The sequence below is a fragment of the Sphingobium soli genome, assembly GCF_020782245.1.
Classification (GTDB): Bacteria; Pseudomonadota; Alphaproteobacteria; order Sphingomonadales; family Sphingomonadaceae; genus Sphingobium; species Sphingobium soli.
Genome location: NZ_JAJGNP010000015.1, coordinates 42,279 through 58,493 on the forward strand (window position 1 = coordinate 42,279; position 16,215 = coordinate 58,493).

Consider the following 16,215-nt stretch of genomic DNA (forward strand, 5'->3'; position numbering starts at 1 on the left):
AGTGTCCCCCTTCCATATTCTGCCTGTCAGGCGGCAACCGTTTCTGCGGCGGTGGTTTTGGCACCGGGCAGCCTGACCCGCGGCGCCACTTCCTTGGCGATCAGTTCCAGCGAGTTCCACCAGGGCGTGGGATCATCATAATAGTCATGCGATTCCACCTGTAGCGTACCCCAGCCGCCGGTCGCTTCGAACAGCGTGTTGAGCTTGTCGACGACCGTATCGGGCGATCCGACGACAAAAACGTTATCGACCAGGAATTCCAGATCGGCATCCGCCGGATTGATGCCGGCATCTTTGGCAAAGCCGTCCATCATGCCGAAACGATGCCAGATCGGGATCAGATATTTGTTGAAGCAATAGCCGATCGGCCCTTCCATCACGAGGCGCTTGGCTTCCGCGTCGGTATCGGCGCAGAATACGGTCTGCGATACTGCATGGCGCTGGCGGATGGGGGTGAAGCCCGCCTTGATATTGGCCTCCGCATAAATCTCCCAATGGCGCTTGAGCGCATCGAGGCCGGAGTAGATGGAGACCGGCTTGAAGTTCTTCTCGCCGGCAAGTTTCATCGATGGGGAGTTGGCGCTGAACCCGGTGACCGCGATCTCCGGGAAGGCGCCGTTAAAAGGCGCGAAATTCGCGAGCATGTGTTGCTCATCGTCCTCGGTCTCCGCAGGCGTCTCTTCGGGATAGCCGGCGTCCCAATATTTGCCTTCGAAGAAGAAGGGCTCGCGCTTCCAGATTTTCTCCATGATGCTCAGCGACTCGCGAACCATATCGTTCAGCATCTGCGGTTCAGCATCCTTGATGCCATGGATATAGGATGCTTGTGGATAAGCGCCCGCGCCAATGCCCAGAAAGTAGCGGCCCTCCAGAATCTGCGAGAGCCAGCCGACCATGATGGCCAGCTTTGCCGGATGCTGGTGCGGTAGAATATGCGCCATTGGTGCAAACTTGATCTGGCTCGTCTGCAATGCCGCAGCGGCCATGATGAGTTCGGGATTGGGAATATTTTCCCAGATTTGCGACGCATGTTCGGAGATCATCATAGAGGTGAAGCCTGCCTTGTCGCAGGCAACGCTGTTCTGGACACCCCACTCGAAAGTCTGCCTCGCTGTGCGTCCAGGACGCATATAGGGGTGAAAAATGAGGCCGGTTTCCATCGCCATGAAAGTCTCTCCTTAAGCGTCTGCTGCATCGCGCCGTTTCAGCATCTTGGTGCGGTGTCGGCTTGGTGCTGTCTAATGACAGTTAGGGAGTAATCCCTCCGTGAACTTTAAGTCAAGTGTAAATTCGAAAACGACCGCGGGCCGCTTTTCGCCAACGAAGATGTGAAGCGGATCAAAGCGCACGAACGCAGGAAGATTTTCAAATTTTCTGGCGGGTCAAGCAAACTGGCTGTAGCATACGCCGGATATTGATGCGTCAAAGCGGTGCCTTGATCGCAGCTTGCGACGAAAAAATATTACATCTGTCTTAGGATATTGCGATGGCGAACGTTAGGATGAATATTGAGGCGCTGCCTACTACTGAACCCACTGACGGAAAAACACGCCTGATTTTGGCGGGGGAGCAACTCTTTGCAGAAAATGGCATCAACGGCGCCTCTATGCGGGAGATTGCGACGAAGGCTGGTCAGGGAAATCATGCTGCCGTGCAATATCATTTCGGTTCGCGGGAAGGCTTGGTTCGTGCTATTTTCGACTTTCGGATGGAGCAGATGGAAGCGAAGCGTGGCGCAATGCTGGAGCGGGCCCGGGCAATGGGTCGGCTGAAAGATGCACGGACCATCTTGGACATCATCCTGTTACCTCAGCTCGAGCTGCACGACGCAGATGGCAACCATTCCTATGCCAGCTTCCTGAGCCAATATCTTCTGCAAAGCCGCTCGCCGGAGTTCGGCGATTTTAGCGGATCAGAACCGCCGCATTTGACCGAGGCGCTAAGATTGATGCGAGAACGCGTTGATTATCTTCCACCTTACGTTGCGCAACGGCGGCTGATCAGTATCAGCCTAATGTTCCTCAACATTCTGATGCGCCATCATGGAACCGACGAAGCCGCGTTCGGCGAGTCTTTCCCGGATGCGTTGGAAGATACGATGGAGCAGATTGTCGGCAGCATGTGCATGCCGCTTCGAATGGCGCCGGCCCTTGCGGGCACGAATTAACTTATGGAATTTAGATAGGTTATGGGTGAGATATTTTCAGCGCGTGGGGACAGCCCTGTTTCGCTTCCGTATTGCACGCACAATCGTCGCCGTAGCCCCACAACGAGCGATGCCTAGAAGTCGAATTTGTGAGACATGCCACATTCCAATCGATAACATCGTGATCAACAAGTGACCGGTTCTGCTGAGAGCTGACGCTTACCGACATGCATCGAAACGACATGATTTATTCGGTAGCTAACGTGGTCTAAATGGCAGCTATCCTCGCGATCCGGCTCCGAACCGGAAATTCTCCTAACGGCCATTCACAGGCCTCCGAAATGGGAAAGCAGCCGGTCTGCACTTGAGAACGGAAGATTGACGACTGAGTGTCCACAAAGGGTCGACATCGGAAGGCAAGACCTGGGACAAAACCGACGTTCGCAAGCCGGACAGGAATGGCAGGTCCTCATCCAACACCTGCCGTAAGCGCGAAAACGTCCCCACATTTTCGTAGGCGCTGATCTGGCTATGTTTCGCCCCTCGTCTGAGGGGTGTCGTAGTGGCCGATGATGTAAGAACATTCGAAACAGGTTTCGAAAGGCAGGAGGTCCAGCGGCCCTCGCGTATGGACGTCATTCCAGCAGGGCCGATGCGGCGCCGCTGGTCGGCCGAGGCTAAGGCACGGATCATCGCGTCGAGTTTTGAGCCCGGGGCCAACATTGCGGAAATTGCGCGAACGCATGGACTGCTACCGCAGCAACTCTACGCATGGCGGCGATGAGATCGTGATCCGCACGGCCGCCCTCGCGATCCACGTGCCACCGGGCGCGAGCGAGGAACATATCGCCCGGGTGCTCGCCGCTGTGGGCCGGTCGGGATGATCATCCCGCCAGGGCCGCTCAAGGTGATGGTGGCAACAAAGCCGGTCGACTTCAGGAAAGGCGCCGTCAGCCTGGCGGCGCTGGTCGAGCATGAACTCGGACTCAAGCCCTTCTCGGGGGTGGTCTTCATCTTCCGCTCAAAGCGGGCGAACAGGATCAAGCTGCTGGTCTGGGACGGCACCGGCCTGGTCCTGGTGAGCAAGGTCTTGCAGACTGGAGGCTTTCATTGGCCCCGGGCTCACGATGGCGTGATGCGGCTGTCGGCATCGCAGGCGTCGGCCTTGTTCGAAGGGCTGCAATGGTCGAAAATGCACACGCCGCGCACTCAGGTTCCGGTGACGACGCGATAGGTCGCACGCCTGATTCCTCTGATCGAAAGGCCATTGCGGACCGCTCCAAAACTGCCAGAAATGGGGTATGTCCGCCACGGCAGCCGACCTTCCTGACGATGTCGCCACCCTCAAGGCGATGGTCCTGGCTGGCCTTGAGCGTGAAGCCCGGATGCAGCATATCATCGACCAGATCACCCGCACGACCTTCGGGAAACGGTCGGAGAAGCTGAGCGAAGATCAGTTGGCGCTTGCCTTCGATGATCTTGACGTCGCCCGTGCTGAACTTGAGGCGCTCGGTGAGCAGGCGGCAGGCCAGAAGAAGGAACGGGCACGAAGGGAAAACGGGGCGGCGCGGGCGTCGCTACCGGCGCATCTGACCCGCGTTGAGGAAGTGATCCTCCCTGACGAGAAGGAATGCCCCTGCTGGGGAGGCGCGCTGCACTGCATAGACAGCGACATATCGAGCCGGCTTGATGTCATCCCGGTCCAGTATCGCGTGATCGTCACGTCCCGACCGAAAATGGCGTGCCGCGCATGCAGCGAGGGAGTGTTCCAGGCGCCCGCGCCCAGACATGTGGTGCCAGGCGGCCTGCCCACCGAAGCGCTGATCGCCGATGTGCTCGTCACGAAATACGCCGATCACACGCCCTTTTATCGCCAGGCGCAGGCGCTGCGGCGGCAGGGCATCGAGATCGACCGGGGAACCATGTGCAACTGGGCGGGTCGAGCCGCGGCCTGGCTCGGGCGCCTGACCGGCCGGATGAAAGCTGACCTGCTGGCGGGTGCGCGGCTGTTCGTCGATGAGACCACCGCCAAGGTCCTGGCGCCCGGAACCGGCAAGGTGAAAACGGGATATCTGTGGGCAATCGCTCGTGATGATGGCGCGCATGGCGGCACCGATCCACCGGCGGTCGTCTACACCTACATGCCGGGGCGCGGGAAGGTCTGGGCGGAGAAGCTGCTTGGGGACTTCACCGGCATCGTCCAATGCGATGGCTATGGCGCCTATAAGCATATCGAGGCGCCGGACCGGAAGGGCGGCCCGGGAACGCTCGCCTTTTGCTGGGCGCACGTTAGGCGTGGCTTCTTCGACGATGCCAAGGGTGGTAACGCCCCCGTCGCCGATGAGGCGCTAAGGCGGATCGCCAACCTCTACAAGATCGAGGGTCGTATCCGAGGTTCCAGTCCCGAACACAGGTTGGCGATCCGTCAGGCTGAATCCGCTTCGATCATCGCGGAAATGCTGCCCTGGTTCGAGGAAATGCTGCCCAAGCTGCCCCGCGGCTCCAACACAGCTGAGGCCATCAGGTACACCCTCAACCACTGGAAAGGCCTCGTCCGCTTCCTTGAGGATGGGCGGATCGAGCTGGATAACAACACCGTCGAGCGGTCGATCAGGCCGATTACCCTCCAACGAAAAAATGCCCTGTTCACAGGCCATGACCTGGGGGCTGAAAACTGGGCGACCTTCGCCAGCCTCATCGAAACGTGCAAACTGGGCGGCATCAACCCTCAGGCCTACCTCACCGACGACCTCGCCCGTATCGTCCTGCGCGGCGAAGCAGATCCAATCGATGATCTGCTCCCATACAACTGGGTAGACAGTCGCGCCGCCGCCACCACCGTCATCGAACAGGCCGCCTAACCCCTCCCTGTGGGGGTGATTTAGCGCTTACCACCTGCCGTTCTTAGGCCCAGATGATCTTCTCTAGGTATGCGCAGGATGGCCGATAGGCGAATGTCAGGTTAGGAGCCAGGATGTGGGCATAGCTGCCGTTCATGTTGGTTGGTTCGCGACCGAATTGGGCCGTTAACCGTGGAGCATTGAGCAGCAATTGGTGCCGTAATTAGTCGTCCGCCCGGACAGCAATAATGTATCAAAGTTTCGGTTCACTTGGGAGGCTGACGTATAATATTGATTCTATTGATAGCGATAAAGGCGGATTCTATAGGCCCTGCCCTTTGCCGCATCATCGGAAAACAGTCGAAGCGATTGGCCTTGGCCGTTTTCGTCTCCGTTAAGCCGTCGGCCGGTAATGGCACCCTTGCCGCTCAGCATTTGCTCATCAATACTTTCAATGCCAACAACGGGTGGACCGGGGCGATCAGTGGTGAAGGTTATCTGGGCGTCACCACTACCGATAACGAGGAACTCGTCGGCGCCAGTTTGAAGAAACATGGCTGCGATGCGGCTGGCGGGATCGATAGTCCCGCTAGGCCCATTCGCACGCGACATATTGACAAGATAGTCGCCGATCCGTCCACGACCAGCCCGCTGAGCCGAACCCTCCATGATAGCCGTCTCGACTTTTCCTTCCGCCTGCTTCTGAAGCAAAACCGGGGCTATTTTGGCCAACTGGCCATAAATGGCAGCGATTTCTTCGTCACCGTCGCCTCCCGCGCCGAGGCCAACGCTCACATCTCCGGTAAGGACTACGCCCCGGCCATCAATTCCGAACGGAGAGAAGCCGAGGCCGGCCAGCGAACCCAATGTGTAGAGCGCATTGGCCGCGCCGGTCGCACCGCCCCTGGCTTCTGGTACAAAAAGATGATTATCCGCGCGCCGATATTGCGACGCCCAATTTACATAATCATCAAAATATATGTCAGGGGACAAGAAATCGAGCGACGGCGCGCCAGCCTTCCAGATGTCGAGCGAAGAGGGAAGCGGCCCGCCCGAATTATACTGGCCCGGTTCGTAATTGGGTCGGATCAGGGCGGCATTTGTAAACATCGGTAGTTTGTATTCGGCTTTACCAGCGGCCGTAACCTGCTCGATAAAGGTCGCATACCACCACGACATGAACAAGGAATCGGTCATGCTGCCATTGCCGAACACCTCCTGCCATGTTCCAGTTTGTCGCGCCCCTGCCGCCTCCCAAGCTGCCCGAAGTTCTGGATGCAAGGTAGCGCGATGTTGATGCAGATGGCGTGTGAGCGTTTCGGGGACCGCAGCGTTGAACGCTGCTTCTGCCTCTGGTGAATGGTCGCGAGATTGCGGGATTACGCCGACCTCATTTTCAACCTGGACGAACAGCACGGTATGGCGCTCCCCGTCTGCCTCTCGGATATGCCGCATCAGTCGAGCGAATGCGAAAGCATCAGCATTGCGAGAGGCGGCGGAAACGGAGATAGCCGCTCTGTACCGTGGCCGTCGCTTGTCTGGACGCGTGCAAACCGTGTCTGATCTCGCTTCACCCAAGCCGGAACATAACTGGAGTAGGTATTCTTCCACGCTCCAAACCACAGGATTACAAGGCGCAGATCATTGTCGCGCGCGCCCTTCAACAATCCATCAACGTTGCTGAAATCGAATTTGCCTTCTTCTGGTTCGATGGTTTCCCAAGCGACCGGAACAAGCACGGTATTGAGATTCATCGATTTGAGCCGTGGTGACGTGACCCCCAGCTTTCCTCCAGCTGGGATTAGAGCCTGGCCGCGTTGTTGCGCATGAGCGCGGTTGAAGCAATGGGCTGCGCAGCGGAGCCCGTAGGGCGTAGCGAAGCAGGCCATTGCTTATCCAGTTCGGCGGCGAACGCCGGCGGTGTCGCGTAACCGAGAGACGAGTGCGGTCGCTCCCGGTTGTAGTCATCCACCCAGGCCGCGATCTCGACACGGGCATGGGCCATGCTCATGAACAGCGTCTCGTTGAGTAGCTCGTCGCGCATGCGACCGTTGAAGCTCTCGACATAACCATTCTGCATCGGCCTACCGGGCGCGATGTAATGCCACTCCACCTGCATCTCGCCGCACCATGCCAGCACGGCATTGCTGGTGAGCTCGGTGCCGTTGTCGCTGACGATCATGCCAGGCTTGCCGCGCTGTGCGATCAGCTCGGTCAGTTCACGCACGACACGGCGACCGGAGATCGATGTGTCCGGCACCGCGGCCAGGCACTCTCTGGTCACGTCATCGACCACGTTGAGCACGCGGAACCGCCTGCCAGAGGCCATCTGGTCGTGCACGAAGTCCAGGCTCCAGCGCTGGTTCGGCAGAGCCAGAACCGGAGCAGGTGCCCTCGTGCCGACAGCGCGCCTGCGGCTTCGTCGTCGCCTCACCGCCAAGCCTTCCTCACGGTAGAGCCTCTGGGTCTTCTTGCGGTTGATCATGATCCCCTCCCGGCGCAGCAGGATGTGCAGACGGCGATAGCCGAACCGGCGGCGCTGGTTGGCCAGCTCGCGCAGCTTCTCACGCAGACCGGCGTCATCGTCCCGGGTGGAGCGGTAACGCACGCTCTTGCGATCGGCATCAATGACACGGCACGCCCGCCGCTCGCTCATCCCGTGCCACGCCTGGAGATGAGCGACAGCCTCCCGCTTGGCGGCGGGCGTCAGAACTTTTTTGCCAGGAGGTCCTTCAGCGCAGCGTGGTCGAGCATCGCATCAGCTAGCAACCGCTTGAGCTTCGCGTTCTCGCTCTCCAGCTCCTTCAGGCGGCGAGCATCGGAAACCTCCAGCCCGCCATACTTCGACTTCCAGTTGTAGATCGTCGCTTCCGACACTCCGTGCCGCCGGGCCAGGTCAGCGGTCTTCGCACCCGCCTCCGCTTCCTTCAGCACGCCAATGATCTGCTCTTCGGTAAATCTAGTTCTCTTCATCTTGTCCGTCCTTCTGCCAGGGCCGGACTCTAATCGAGACTGGAGGAAAATCAGGGGGTCAGGTCAGTGGCCAAATCGGCGTCATGTAGGAAAGATCGCTTGAACTAGAGTTATGCGTTTCCCCCACCAAGCACGAGATGTGGCTTGCCATCAACGATGAGCTGGGTCGCCTTTCCACGTTGCTCCAAGTGCGGTGCCGTCGTGGTTTGGGCGTAAGCCCTGTCACCAACGACATGGAAGATACCGGACACAATCAGCGTTAGCGTGAATAGAAATCGAGACATAAAAATCCTTGGCTGATTGCGATATCTTTTTCAGGCGGGGTTGATCGAGTGATGAGCGTCATGCCCAAATGGACTGAGGAGTGCAGACGCATTGCTTGTGCGGGTCAGTTGAATCCAACAGGCCTTAAGGGATGTCGAGTCGGACCACTTTCTTGGACAGATGAGCATTCGGAATAGCTCGGATAGCCAAGAAAAGCGCCTGCTACACAAGAGTGCTACTGACCCTCATTCTGAATCTTTGAATAATTCTCTACCGCACTACGCCATTTCCAATAAGTTATCAGGCCGTGCTACTTGGGCAATATGTTGACGATGACCCTTTTGTAGCGCGTCAGGGGAGGTGACCCCTTATCCGTGACTTTCAGAATAAAATGCGCAGTTTCTTGTTTTGAAACATCAGGTGCCTTGAAAGTAGCGTGAAATACGTTCTCGGCCCCTGATGGGGGTATCGGGGTTTTCCAGCTTCCAGCCTCTGCATAGTTGAACCAGAGGTAGGAAAGGCTGTCCCCATCCGGGTCCGTGGTGCCGGCACCGCTCAGCGAGAAGGCCTCCCCCGACCGCACAGTGATCTGGTCAGGATGCGCGAGTTTTACCACCGGTGGGTGATTGGCCTTGGCATAAGGCTCTACCGTCCAGTCCATCCTGGCGGCCATATCGTTCTGGAAATCGTCACGCCAACGCCAAAGCGTTACACGGAAATCCGTGAAATTATCTCTCGTCGGCTTCATGGCACGACCGTAATCGGCCGATGCATATGGTGTGTAGCTGTCGATCGCATTGGACCAGATCGGCCGCGTTTCGGGATTTATTGGAATTCCCCCGCTTACCATGTCCCCAAGCGCACCAACGGAAGGCGTGTAAAGTTCGTAACGTCCACCCCATCCTCCGAAATCGGGACGCTCAGGAACATTGAGCCCATTGGGAATAAGACCCAGGAATGTGGGCGTATCGCCCTCCAGGCCCCATCCCACATCAGGATAGGCGGCACCGAGCGGACCGTGATCCTGCTGGATGTTCTTGGCGATCCATTCGTTGCTGATCGTCTCGTTGTCGATGCCCTTGACGACAGTGTTTATGCCTGTCCAGGTCGCGTTCTCATATTTGCCTGGGCTGACGATGAAAAACACGTCAGGAAAATTAGCTCGGATCCAAGGTCCAGCGTCGTCCTGATCGGAGATCGTATAAACGCGTAGTTTCGCAACGAGGCGCTTGACCTCCTCGGGCGGCTTTGTCCCCCGTATTTGGACCAGAGCCTGGGCCAAGGTGTTGACGCCGCCCCAGGCGGCGACCCACACAGGGCGAGGGTCGGGCGACGATAGCGCGCGCACGATGAGTTCGGACCCCGGCGTGTCCTTCCCGTCGCCTGTGCTACCAACACCATATCCGGGCTGACCGGTGGTCACCAATGAAAGCAATTTGTCGGCGGCCGGGTAACCTGCTGCATGAAGGAGCAGGTTCTGGCGCACCTTGCCGTAAGCAGTCACGATCTCACGGATCGCTTCGGGATGACTTTTATTTTTCATCCAAACCGAGGTGGTCGCCACGAGGCCCTCGACATCAATTTCATTCGAATAGAGCAGGAGACGAGTGATCGACATACTGTCGTCTGGTTCGCCACCGATGTCGGTCAGAACGATCAAGCGCTCCTTCTGCGTTGTCCCGGCCTCGCGATGAGGCTGCATTTGCGCCTCTACCGCAGTGGGAACCAGTAGCGCCGCAACGCAGGCAAACCAAAACGGGTGGTGCCTCATCAATTCTCCCCTAACCAACGACATTCTATCACTGACCGATAGCGCTACCATAAGATGTTCGCATTTGTGCGCAATCAATTTATCCCGCCAGTTGTCCGCTGCGGCGGCGTTCTGTGAATTCCACCGACCGTCATCAAAAGCTCGTCGCGCCAATTGCAGCGAATATCGAACAGATCGAAATTTCGATCTTTCCAAGCTAAGCAATCGGGAAGGACGCAAATCAGCCATCTCGAGACCAACCTTTGCGGGTCGGAGATTTTCATCCGTGAGCGTCCGGTTTCGGAAACGATTATCGGGCGATTAAGCGACCGATACGGGACGCGTAGCAGACTGGCGAAAGTTTAATTTCTGAAGGACCGGTTTCGGCGTGAGCCGACGCTCCAGACTCCACAGCGGAACGGCTCATTTCTGGTCGCATCCAGAATCTTATCGCTCAGTATAAGCGCCAAGTGGGGCGGGATTTCTGCGGCTTTGCCGCATGCCCTCATCTCGCCAAGGCTAGCCGTTGTAATTCGAGGATATCCAATCTTCCCGACCATGCCGGACGCGCAGAATGATGACCTCGTCGTCATCGTCCACTTCATAAATCACGAGATGGGCCTTGTAGGGATGCACGCGAACAGGCGGTGATATCTCCTCGCGCAGGCGCGCGGCATGGGGATAGTCTGCGAGAAACGCGAAAATCGCACTCAACCCTTCGTGATAGGCGTCGGCCTGAGGTAGACCGAACTGCTCGATTCCCTCAAGAAAGATAGCTTTCAGATCATCGACTGCGGCGCGTGTTAAACGGAAGCGAGGCACGATCAGGCTTGCAGGCCAGCCTGGCTGATCGCCCGCGTGCGGATGTCCGCCATCGTCTCGCCGCTCAAGCCACCGGCGCGAGCTTCATCGACAAGGCGCTGCATGGCGGCAACCTTGTCGGCGCGCTCCTGATCGCGGCGAATAAGATCGCGCACATAGTCGCTGGCATTGCTGTATCGACCGGTGTCAGCTTGCGCCTCCACCCATTGCTTCATAGGGTCTGGCAGTGAGATATTCATCGTGGCCATGGCAACCTCCAAGGTCGGAAAAATAGCAAAGGTTGGCAAAGTTTGTCAATTGATACGAAGCCATGGTCCGCCCCCACGATCTCCCGAGTGTTGGCTGCCCCACGCCTCGCAACATTTTCTCCGTGGGGGTTGCAGCCGTTCTCCAAAATGGCCGCTTCTGGCCATCGGAGAATGATTATGGAAATGTCAGAAACCGCGAATGCTTCCTTCAAGCGCCCGGTCTGGAATGCAGGGCGCGCTGTCGGTGCAAAGCGGGCCCTGAAGCCCAAGCAAATTTGGGAGATCCGCTTCTACCTCAATCAGCGCCGCCGCTTGCGGGACCGTGCCCTTTTCGACCTCGCTATCGACAGCAAGCTGCGCGGTTGCGACCTTGTTCGCATGAAAATTGGCGATGTCGTCCGCGGAGGGCAGATCCGAACGCGGGCCATTGTCATGCAGCAGAAAACGGGTCGGCCTGTTCAATTCGAACTTCTCCCCGATGCCCGGGCCAGCCTGCTGGCGTGGCTTGAGCGACGGGGCGGCACGGTCGATGATTATGTCTTTCCAAGCCGGGTTGATCACAATGGTCACCTCAGCACCCGGCAATATGCCAGGCTTGTCGATGAATGGGTGACCGGGGTTGGTTTGATGCGCAGCGAATATGGCACGCATTCGCTTCGCCGAACCAAGGCTTCGATCATCTACCGGGCGACTGGCAATCTGCGCGCCGTTCAGATCTTGCTCGGCCACAGCAAGATCGAGAATACGGTCCGCTATCTTGGTATCGATGTGGAAGACGCGCTTGCTCTCGCCGAAAACACCGAGATCTGAACCATCGGCTCCCCGTTCCGCTGGCGGGGAGCCGACTTTGGTAGGCCTGGGACGAAGTCGCCATTCCCGAGTTTTGGACTGAACGTCAGGTCTTGCCATGAGCCGACATTCAGCGTTTGCTGGCTTGCCCTCGCACAGCGGCTGCAACTGGGCCGGTAGCAGTCAGTCCGCTCTTGGCGGCAAGCAAGTCAGAAGCAGACATCAGCGGGCGATGCGTTCGCTTTATATCCGCCTACGGATGATTAAATCTGCGACGGGAATTTTTAGCGCGATTTCGGCCATTACGCCGGCAATCGACACAAGCTTCCGCTGCGGCAGCCGCTTTGCCGCGCCGTTTAGGCAAAGGCCCCCGACCGTCTCGCCGTGCAGCCGCAGGGGTATCGCAACGCAGTTAAGCCCGGACTGGTATTTACCCTCCTCGAAAGCGAAGCCGCGCTGGCGCGCCTGTTCCAGATCTTCGGTCAGGCTTGCGCGCCGTTCTAAGTTCGCCAAGGCTTGCGCAACACCGGGCATGAACGCGGCGATCAGCAGTCCGATAGCAGAACCGGACAAGGGCTCGCGGCGGCCCAGGCGGCTGTGAGCGGTCGGGTTGTTCGGCAATTCGATACCGTCGAGATAATAGAGTTCATCGCCGCTCGGCACGATCAGATAGGTTGATTCCTCGAACCGCCGTGCTGTCTCTTCCATCAAGGGCCGGAAATGCCGTCGCAGCGCGTCGTCGTCGCCCGCGATCCGGGCGAGGTTGAGAATACGGCCACCCAGCCGGTAGTCGGACCCGGTCGCGGGACGTCGCACATAGCCCAGCGCGATGAGCGTTGCGAGGATGTTATGAGCGGTCGACGACTGCACTCCGGCGGCGTTCGCAATTGCGCCAAGCGCCGCGGCGCCTTCCGCCTGCGCTAGGAATTCCAGCATCCGCATCGCGCGTTCGACCGACTGGATCGGCTTACTCATGAGGGGCCATTCTTGCCGAGTTTTTCAATCATGTTGAAGATATGGGCTTGGTGGCCGCCCATGGCCAGAGCGGCGGAACGCACGGTGCGAAATTCCATTATCGTGATATATGAACAAGGAGATCAGCCAATGCCACATATAGTGATGGCGCAGTGCACCGCGCTTCCCGGTCAGGAAGACGCGCTTCAGAGCCACATTGCAAACCTCGCTAACGCGGTTCGCAAGGAGGCCGGTAACGAAGGGTTCGAGGTGTATCAGCGGCCCGCAACCAAGCGCGGCTGGACGATGATCGAACGATATCGCGACCGGGAAGCCTTCGACACGCATCTCAATCAGCCGCACACCAAGTCGTTCAATAATGCGTTGAGAGAACTGGCCGAGGGCGGGGCGTCAGATGTCACCGAACTTGCACCGGTCTGCCGGCCGGACGACGCCGCCCCCGGCGTGCGCGGGATTGACCATGTCGGGATTACAGTCCCCGATCTAGACGCGGCGTCCGACTTCTTGTCCCGTGCGTTCGGTGCGCGAACGCTTTACGATGTGCTGCCCGCCGATGCGGACCCGATGCAGGGCGCTGAGGTGGAGCATCAGCTCGGAATTTCCGCAGGGGCGCGGATCGAACATATGCGGCTCATGCGAATTGGCGCATCTGCGAATATCGAAATGTTTCGCATCGCCAATGCCGATCAGGCAGACGCCGCCGGGCTAGTCGATTACGGACTGCAGCACATCGCGCTCTATGTCGACGACATGGACGCTGCCGCAAAGCGACTGACAGAGGCGGGCGGCACCCTGCTGTCCGATCCGCATCCGCTGGCAGGCGTCGAGGACGGCGAACGCAATTCCGGCGTCTATACCCGAGCGCCATGGGGGGCCTTGATCGAGCTCATCTCCAGTCCCGACGGGGTCGATTACCCCGCCGATTGTCCGATGCCTCGCTGGAAACCCCAGCCCAACATCTAGCGCCGATTGCCCAATCTCAAGGAGACATAACAATGATCAAGATGACCATGTTCCTGAAACGCAAGGCAGGCATGAGCCACGAGGATTTCGTGAAGCACCATATCGAGGTGCACGGGCCCAAGTTTCGGTCCATTCCAGAAGCGGAGGCGCATTGCCTGCGCTATATCCAGACGCATCCCTCACCTTTGGAAACCGATGCTGCGGAGAATGCCGATTTCGACGGCACTGCAGAGCTCTGGTTCGATAACGAGCGGGGCATGGATGCGGTGCTGACTTCCGACACCTACAAAAAGGTCGTCTTTCCGGACGAGAAAACCTTTCTCGACCACGACAATACGCTGATCTTGGTCGGCGAGCAGGTCGAAATCATCGGCGATTATCGTGAGGGTTGATTTCATCGTTCTCGTGTGTGCTTAAACTCGGCCGATCGGACTATCCCGATTCATCGGTTCTGCGCGGAAGGTTGTCGTTCGGCTGAGTGGCTATGCGCGGCCTTCCGCGTTTTCTCGTAGGTGATGTAAGCGTTTCTTCGCTTGAGAGAATGATGTCAGCGAAACTGATAGATCCTTCGCATTAGGTGAAGGACCAAGGCCGCAAGCCAGATCGCCAAGGTGAAATGCAGCAGGTTGACTTTGGCCGACCACCCCCCATCCCACAGCTGCGCGCTGAAGGCGATGGCGCCGAGAGCGTTGATCACCCCGTGCATCCACACCGCCGCAAGCGTGCTGCGCCGCGCCAGCAGCCAGACCCGAGTCATCAGCAGCGACAGGCCTATGACCGTCACCGTATAGGCGGGCAGGTAGAAGCCGAAACTGAGGCCGCCGCGCCATTCGGGCAGGATCGCCATGATCGGCAGATGCCAGAGCGACCAGATTGCCCCGAGCAGGAGCGAGGCCGGCACTTCGCCGAGGCGGTCAAGCAGGCGCGGGAGCAGATAGCCGCGCCAACCGCCTTCCTCGCCGAGCGGACCCGCGCCGAGCACGGCGGTGACCACGCCGTTGAAGATTACCGCCGGGAACAGGGTAAGATACGATAGCACCGGCGGCACGCCGTCCATCGGCACCGGCGTGTAGCCGAGCGCCGCGGTCAGGCCAAGCACCGCGAGCGGTAGCGGCAGGGCGATGGCCGCGATCCCTGCCCAGCCCATGCGCCAGCGCAGGAATCCGGCCGCCCATTCGCGCAGCCGCCCCTCGCGCGCGCTCAGCACCGCTCCCGCCAGACCCGGACCGAAGGAGCCGACATAGACCGCGAACAGCATCGGCGTGGCGGTGAGCGAATCCGGTCGTCCGGTCGCGGACCAGATGCCAAGCCAGACGAGCCAGCTGAAGCCGAAAGCGAGCGCGAGGAAGGTCGCGACACGGGTCGCCCAGGCGGCGGAATGCGGGCACGCGGACGCAGCCCCGGACACGAGGGAACTCATGGCAATCCTTTCTTGTATTACAAGGTAATAAAGTAAATTTTTGCACCGGACCCTACGTGGGGCGCAGGCTGCGCCGTAGCCACCGGGTCAGCAGGACGTAGAGCAACACGCAGATGGCTAGCGTCAGCGGCACCGACCACAGGCCGAGCAGGTCCTGGCCGCCGGAAGCGGACACGATCCCGAAGGTCAGCGAGCCGTCCGCCCCGCGGATCAGGCCGACATTGTCGCCAAAAAAGGGTTTCAGCACGGTCATGGCGGCAAAAATTGCGAGCAGCAGATAGCCCAGCCCGAACAGACCGGCGCGCAGGGCGCGGCCCGAGCCGGAGCGGATCGCGTGATAGAGCCCGCGCGAGATGAGGGGCGCGGAATAGCGTGCGGTGCCGCGCGCGATCAGCTCGTTGGCGAGCATTGGGCGCAGGAAATCGCCCGGGCGGCCGAGCCGGTCGATGGCGCGCTGCAACCGCTCCGCCTCCGCGCCCTGCGTTTCGCTGGCGAAACTGTCCGCCAGATGCATCCGCAGATCCTCCGCCAGCTCCGCCGCATCGGGCCCGATCAGCGCGACCATCCGGTCGATCTCGGCAACATAGCCAGCCCACAGGTTGCGAGCCTCTGCCTGGGTGAACGCGGGCGTGTAAGCGGGGTTCATCGATCAATCTCCGGTGCGGTCAGCGCATCAACCGAGGCGACCAACTTCGTCCAGCCCGCGGTCATCGCGTCGAGCATGCGGCGGCCATGCGGCGTGACCGAATAATATTTGCGCGGTGCCCCGCCATCGCCCTGCGCCAGACGCGACTTGATAAGATCGTCCTTCGCAAGCCGTAGTAGCAGTGGATAGATCGTCCCTTCCGACAGTTCGAGCGAGGAGCGCTTGGCAATTCCGGAGATCAGCTCGAAACCGTATTTTTCCCGCTCACGCAAAGCCAGCAGGATGACCAGTTCGAGCACGCCCTTACGGAGCTGGGTTTCCCAGCGCGCCACCGAATCATCCAACCGAGACTGTTCCTGCGTCATGATTACCTTGTATA

At 59.1% G+C, this 16,215-nt stretch carries 19 protein-coding genes; 8 read left to right on the plus strand and 11 right to left on the minus strand.

Annotation, left to right across the window (positions count from 1 at the left end; all coding sequences use genetic code 11):
- Positions 1 to 26: 26 nt before the first annotated feature.
- Positions 27 to 1,166 carry an LLM class flavin-dependent oxidoreductase gene (locus LL253_RS15500; protein WP_228227728.1) on the minus strand — a complete coding sequence of 380 codons (1,140 nt, stop codon included), beginning with the start codon at positions 1,164 to 1,166 and terminating at the stop codon, positions 27 to 29.
- Positions 1,167 to 1,501: 335 nt separating this feature from the next.
- Between LL253_RS15500 and LL253_RS15505 the strand changes: the two genes are divergently transcribed.
- The 5 genes from LL253_RS15505 (at position 1,502) to tnpC (ending at position 5,007) form a co-directional block, all read left to right on the plus strand.
- Positions 1,502 to 2,167 (plus strand): TetR/AcrR family transcriptional regulator, encoded by a 666-nt coding sequence (locus LL253_RS15505; RefSeq protein WP_228227729.1) that lies wholly within the window; start codon positions 1,502 to 1,504, stop codon positions 2,165 to 2,167.
- A gap of 631 nt (positions 2,168 to 2,798) precedes the next feature.
- Positions 2,799 to 2,930: a transposase gene (locus tag LL253_RS20010; protein ID WP_407696120.1), complete on the plus strand. Its 132-nt coding sequence runs from the start codon at positions 2,799 to 2,801 to the stop codon at positions 2,928 to 2,930.
- Positions 2,878 to 3,030: a hypothetical protein gene (locus LL253_RS15510; protein ID WP_228227730.1), complete on the plus strand. Its 153-nt coding sequence runs from the start codon at positions 2,878 to 2,880 to the stop codon at positions 3,028 to 3,030. Before LL253_RS20010 ends, LL253_RS15510 begins: the two co-directional genes overlap by 53 nt.
- The gene (tnpB, locus tag LL253_RS15515) at positions 3,027 to 3,380 is read left to right on the plus strand and encodes an IS66 family insertion sequence element accessory protein TnpB (RefSeq protein ID WP_037487421.1); all 354 of its coding nucleotides are present in this window, start codon (positions 3,027 to 3,029) and stop codon (positions 3,378 to 3,380) included. The genes LL253_RS15510 and tnpB overlap by 4 nt, the downstream gene beginning before the upstream one ends.
- A gap of 67 nt (positions 3,381 to 3,447) precedes the next feature.
- On the plus strand, positions 3,448 to 5,007 hold the full coding sequence (gene tnpC, locus LL253_RS15520; protein WP_228227731.1) for an IS66 family transposase: 1,560 nt from the start codon (positions 3,448 to 3,450) through the stop codon (positions 5,005 to 5,007).
- 276 nt (positions 5,008 to 5,283) lie between these two features.
- Here the strand turns inward: tnpC and LL253_RS15525 are convergent, their stop codons facing one another.
- The 6 genes from LL253_RS15525 to LL253_RS15550 all read right to left on the minus strand — a co-directional run bounded on the left by LL253_RS15525 (position 5,284) and on the right by LL253_RS15550 (position 11,043).
- Positions 5,284 to 6,441, minus strand: coding sequence for a DUF5597 domain-containing protein (locus LL253_RS15525; protein ID WP_228227732.1), 1,158 nt, complete (start codon positions 6,439 to 6,441; stop codon positions 5,284 to 5,286).
- Positions 6,441 to 6,740 carry a beta-galactosidase gene (locus LL253_RS15530; protein WP_266101035.1) on the minus strand — a complete coding sequence of 100 codons (300 nt, stop codon included), beginning with the start codon at positions 6,738 to 6,740 and terminating at the stop codon, positions 6,441 to 6,443. The genes LL253_RS15525 and LL253_RS15530 overlap by 1 nt, the downstream gene beginning before the upstream one ends.
- Before the next feature lie 47 nt (positions 6,741 to 6,787).
- Positions 6,788 to 7,959 (minus strand): IS3 family transposase gene (locus tag LL253_RS15535; protein ID WP_228227734.1). Its coding sequence is split into 2 segments (ribosomal slippage): positions 6,788 to 7,707 and positions 7,707 to 7,959, totalling 1,173 coding nucleotides; the frame shifts between segments, so codons are not numbered across the junction.
- A 574-nt stretch (positions 7,960 to 8,533) separates the two neighbouring features.
- The gene (locus LL253_RS15540) at positions 8,534 to 9,883 is read right to left on the minus strand and encodes a DUF1593 domain-containing protein (RefSeq protein ID WP_266101036.1); all 1,350 of its coding nucleotides are present in this window, start codon (positions 9,881 to 9,883) and stop codon (positions 8,534 to 8,536) included.
- A gap of 609 nt (positions 9,884 to 10,492) precedes the next feature.
- Complete coding sequence (locus LL253_RS15545; protein ID WP_228227735.1) at positions 10,493 to 10,795, minus strand: type II toxin-antitoxin system RelE/ParE family toxin; 303 nt, start codon at positions 10,793 to 10,795, stop codon at positions 10,493 to 10,495.
- 2 nt (positions 10,796 to 10,797) lie between these two features.
- On the minus strand, positions 10,798 to 11,043 hold the full coding sequence (locus LL253_RS15550; RefSeq protein WP_228227736.1) for a type II toxin-antitoxin system ParD family antitoxin: 246 nt from the start codon (positions 11,041 to 11,043) through the stop codon (positions 10,798 to 10,800).
- 177 nt (positions 11,044 to 11,220) lie between these two features.
- Between LL253_RS15550 and LL253_RS15555 the strand changes: the two genes are divergently transcribed.
- Positions 11,221 to 11,853, plus strand: a complete 633-nt coding sequence (locus tag LL253_RS15555) for a tyrosine-type recombinase/integrase (RefSeq protein ID WP_228227773.1) — start codon at positions 11,221 to 11,223, stop codon at positions 11,851 to 11,853.
- A 222-nt stretch (positions 11,854 to 12,075) separates the two neighbouring features.
- Here the strand turns inward: LL253_RS15555 and LL253_RS15560 are convergent, their stop codons facing one another.
- Complete coding sequence (locus tag LL253_RS15560; protein ID WP_228227737.1) at positions 12,076 to 12,807, minus strand: IclR family transcriptional regulator; 732 nt, start codon at positions 12,805 to 12,807, stop codon at positions 12,076 to 12,078.
- A 129-nt stretch (positions 12,808 to 12,936) separates the two neighbouring features.
- On the opposite strand from LL253_RS15560, the gene LL253_RS15565 reads away from it, so the two are divergent.
- Together LL253_RS15565 and LL253_RS15570 are read left to right on the plus strand one after the other, a co-directional pair.
- Entirely contained in the window at positions 12,937 to 13,770 is an 834-nt protein-coding gene (locus tag LL253_RS15565; RefSeq protein WP_228227738.1) for an antibiotic biosynthesis monooxygenase, read from the plus strand.
- 32 nt (positions 13,771 to 13,802) lie between these two features.
- Positions 13,803 to 14,162, plus strand: a complete 360-nt coding sequence (locus LL253_RS15570) for an EthD domain-containing protein (protein WP_228227739.1) — start codon at positions 13,803 to 13,805, stop codon at positions 14,160 to 14,162.
- Between the two features lie 155 nt (positions 14,163 to 14,317).
- Here the strand turns inward: LL253_RS15570 and LL253_RS15575 are convergent, their stop codons facing one another.
- The 3 genes from LL253_RS15575 to LL253_RS15585 are packed head-to-tail and all read right to left on the minus strand — an operon-like array spanning position 14,318 to position 16,201.
- Positions 14,318 to 15,190 carry a CPBP family intramembrane glutamic endopeptidase gene (locus LL253_RS15575; RefSeq protein WP_228227740.1) on the minus strand — a complete coding sequence of 291 codons (873 nt, stop codon included), beginning with the start codon at positions 15,188 to 15,190 and terminating at the stop codon, positions 14,318 to 14,320.
- Between the two features lie 52 nt (positions 15,191 to 15,242).
- Entirely contained in the window at positions 15,243 to 15,836 is a 594-nt protein-coding gene (locus LL253_RS15580; RefSeq protein WP_228227741.1) for a hypothetical protein, read from the minus strand.
- A complete protein-coding gene (locus tag LL253_RS15585) occupies positions 15,833 to 16,201 on the minus strand; it encodes a PadR family transcriptional regulator (RefSeq protein WP_228227742.1) in 369 nt (122 codons plus the stop codon). The genes LL253_RS15580 and LL253_RS15585 overlap by 4 nt, the downstream gene beginning before the upstream one ends.
- Positions 16,202 to 16,215: the final 14 nt, after the last annotated feature.

What these genes read in the sequence shown, in the direction of transcription:
- LL253_RS15550 (WP_228227736.1), bottom strand. Translation starts at nt 11,043, where the DNA reads ATGGCCACGATGAATATCTCACTGCCAGACCCTATGAAGCAATGGGTG.
- LL253_RS15505 (WP_228227729.1), top strand. Translation starts at nt 1,502, where the DNA reads ATGAATATTGAGGCGCTGCCTACTACTGAACCCACTGACGGAAAAACA.
- LL253_RS15565 (WP_228227738.1), top strand. Translation starts at nt 12,937, where the DNA reads ATGCCACATATAGTGATGGCGCAGTGCACCGCGCTTCCCGGTCAGGAA.
- LL253_RS15555 (WP_228227773.1), top strand. Translation starts at nt 11,221, where the DNA reads ATGGAAATGTCAGAAACCGCGAATGCTTCCTTCAAGCGCCCGGTCTGG.
- LL253_RS20010 (WP_407696120.1), top strand. Translation starts at nt 2,799, where the DNA reads ATGCGGCGCCGCTGGTCGGCCGAGGCTAAGGCACGGATCATCGCGTCG.
- LL253_RS15500 (WP_228227728.1), bottom strand. Translation starts at nt 1,166, where the DNA reads ATGGCGATGGAAACCGGCCTCATTTTTCACCCCTATATGCGTCCTGGA.
- LL253_RS15580 (WP_228227741.1), bottom strand. Translation starts at nt 15,836, where the DNA reads ATGAACCCCGCTTACACGCCCGCGTTCACCCAGGCAGAGGCTCGCAAC.
- LL253_RS15525 (WP_228227732.1), bottom strand. Translation starts at nt 6,441, where the DNA reads ATGCGGCATATCCGAGAGGCAGACGGGGAGCGCCATACCGTGCTGTTC.
- LL253_RS15530 (WP_266101035.1), bottom strand. Translation starts at nt 6,740, where the DNA reads ATGAATCTCAATACCGTGCTTGTTCCGGTCGCTTGGGAAACCATCGAA.
- LL253_RS15570 (WP_228227739.1), top strand. Translation starts at nt 13,803, where the DNA reads ATGATCAAGATGACCATGTTCCTGAAACGCAAGGCAGGCATGAGCCAC.
- LL253_RS15560 (WP_228227737.1), bottom strand. Translation starts at nt 12,807, where the DNA reads ATGAGTAAGCCGATCCAGTCGGTCGAACGCGCGATGCGGATGCTGGAA.
- LL253_RS15575 (WP_228227740.1), bottom strand. Translation starts at nt 15,190, where the DNA reads ATGAGTTCCCTCGTGTCCGGGGCTGCGTCCGCGTGCCCGCATTCCGCC.
- LL253_RS15585 (WP_228227742.1), bottom strand. Translation starts at nt 16,201, where the DNA reads ATGACGCAGGAACAGTCTCGGTTGGATGATTCGGTGGCGCGCTGGGAA.
- tnpC (WP_228227731.1), top strand. Translation starts at nt 3,448, where the DNA reads ATGTCCGCCACGGCAGCCGACCTTCCTGACGATGTCGCCACCCTCAAG.
- tnpB (WP_037487421.1), top strand. Translation starts at nt 3,027, where the DNA reads ATGATCATCCCGCCAGGGCCGCTCAAGGTGATGGTGGCAACAAAGCCG.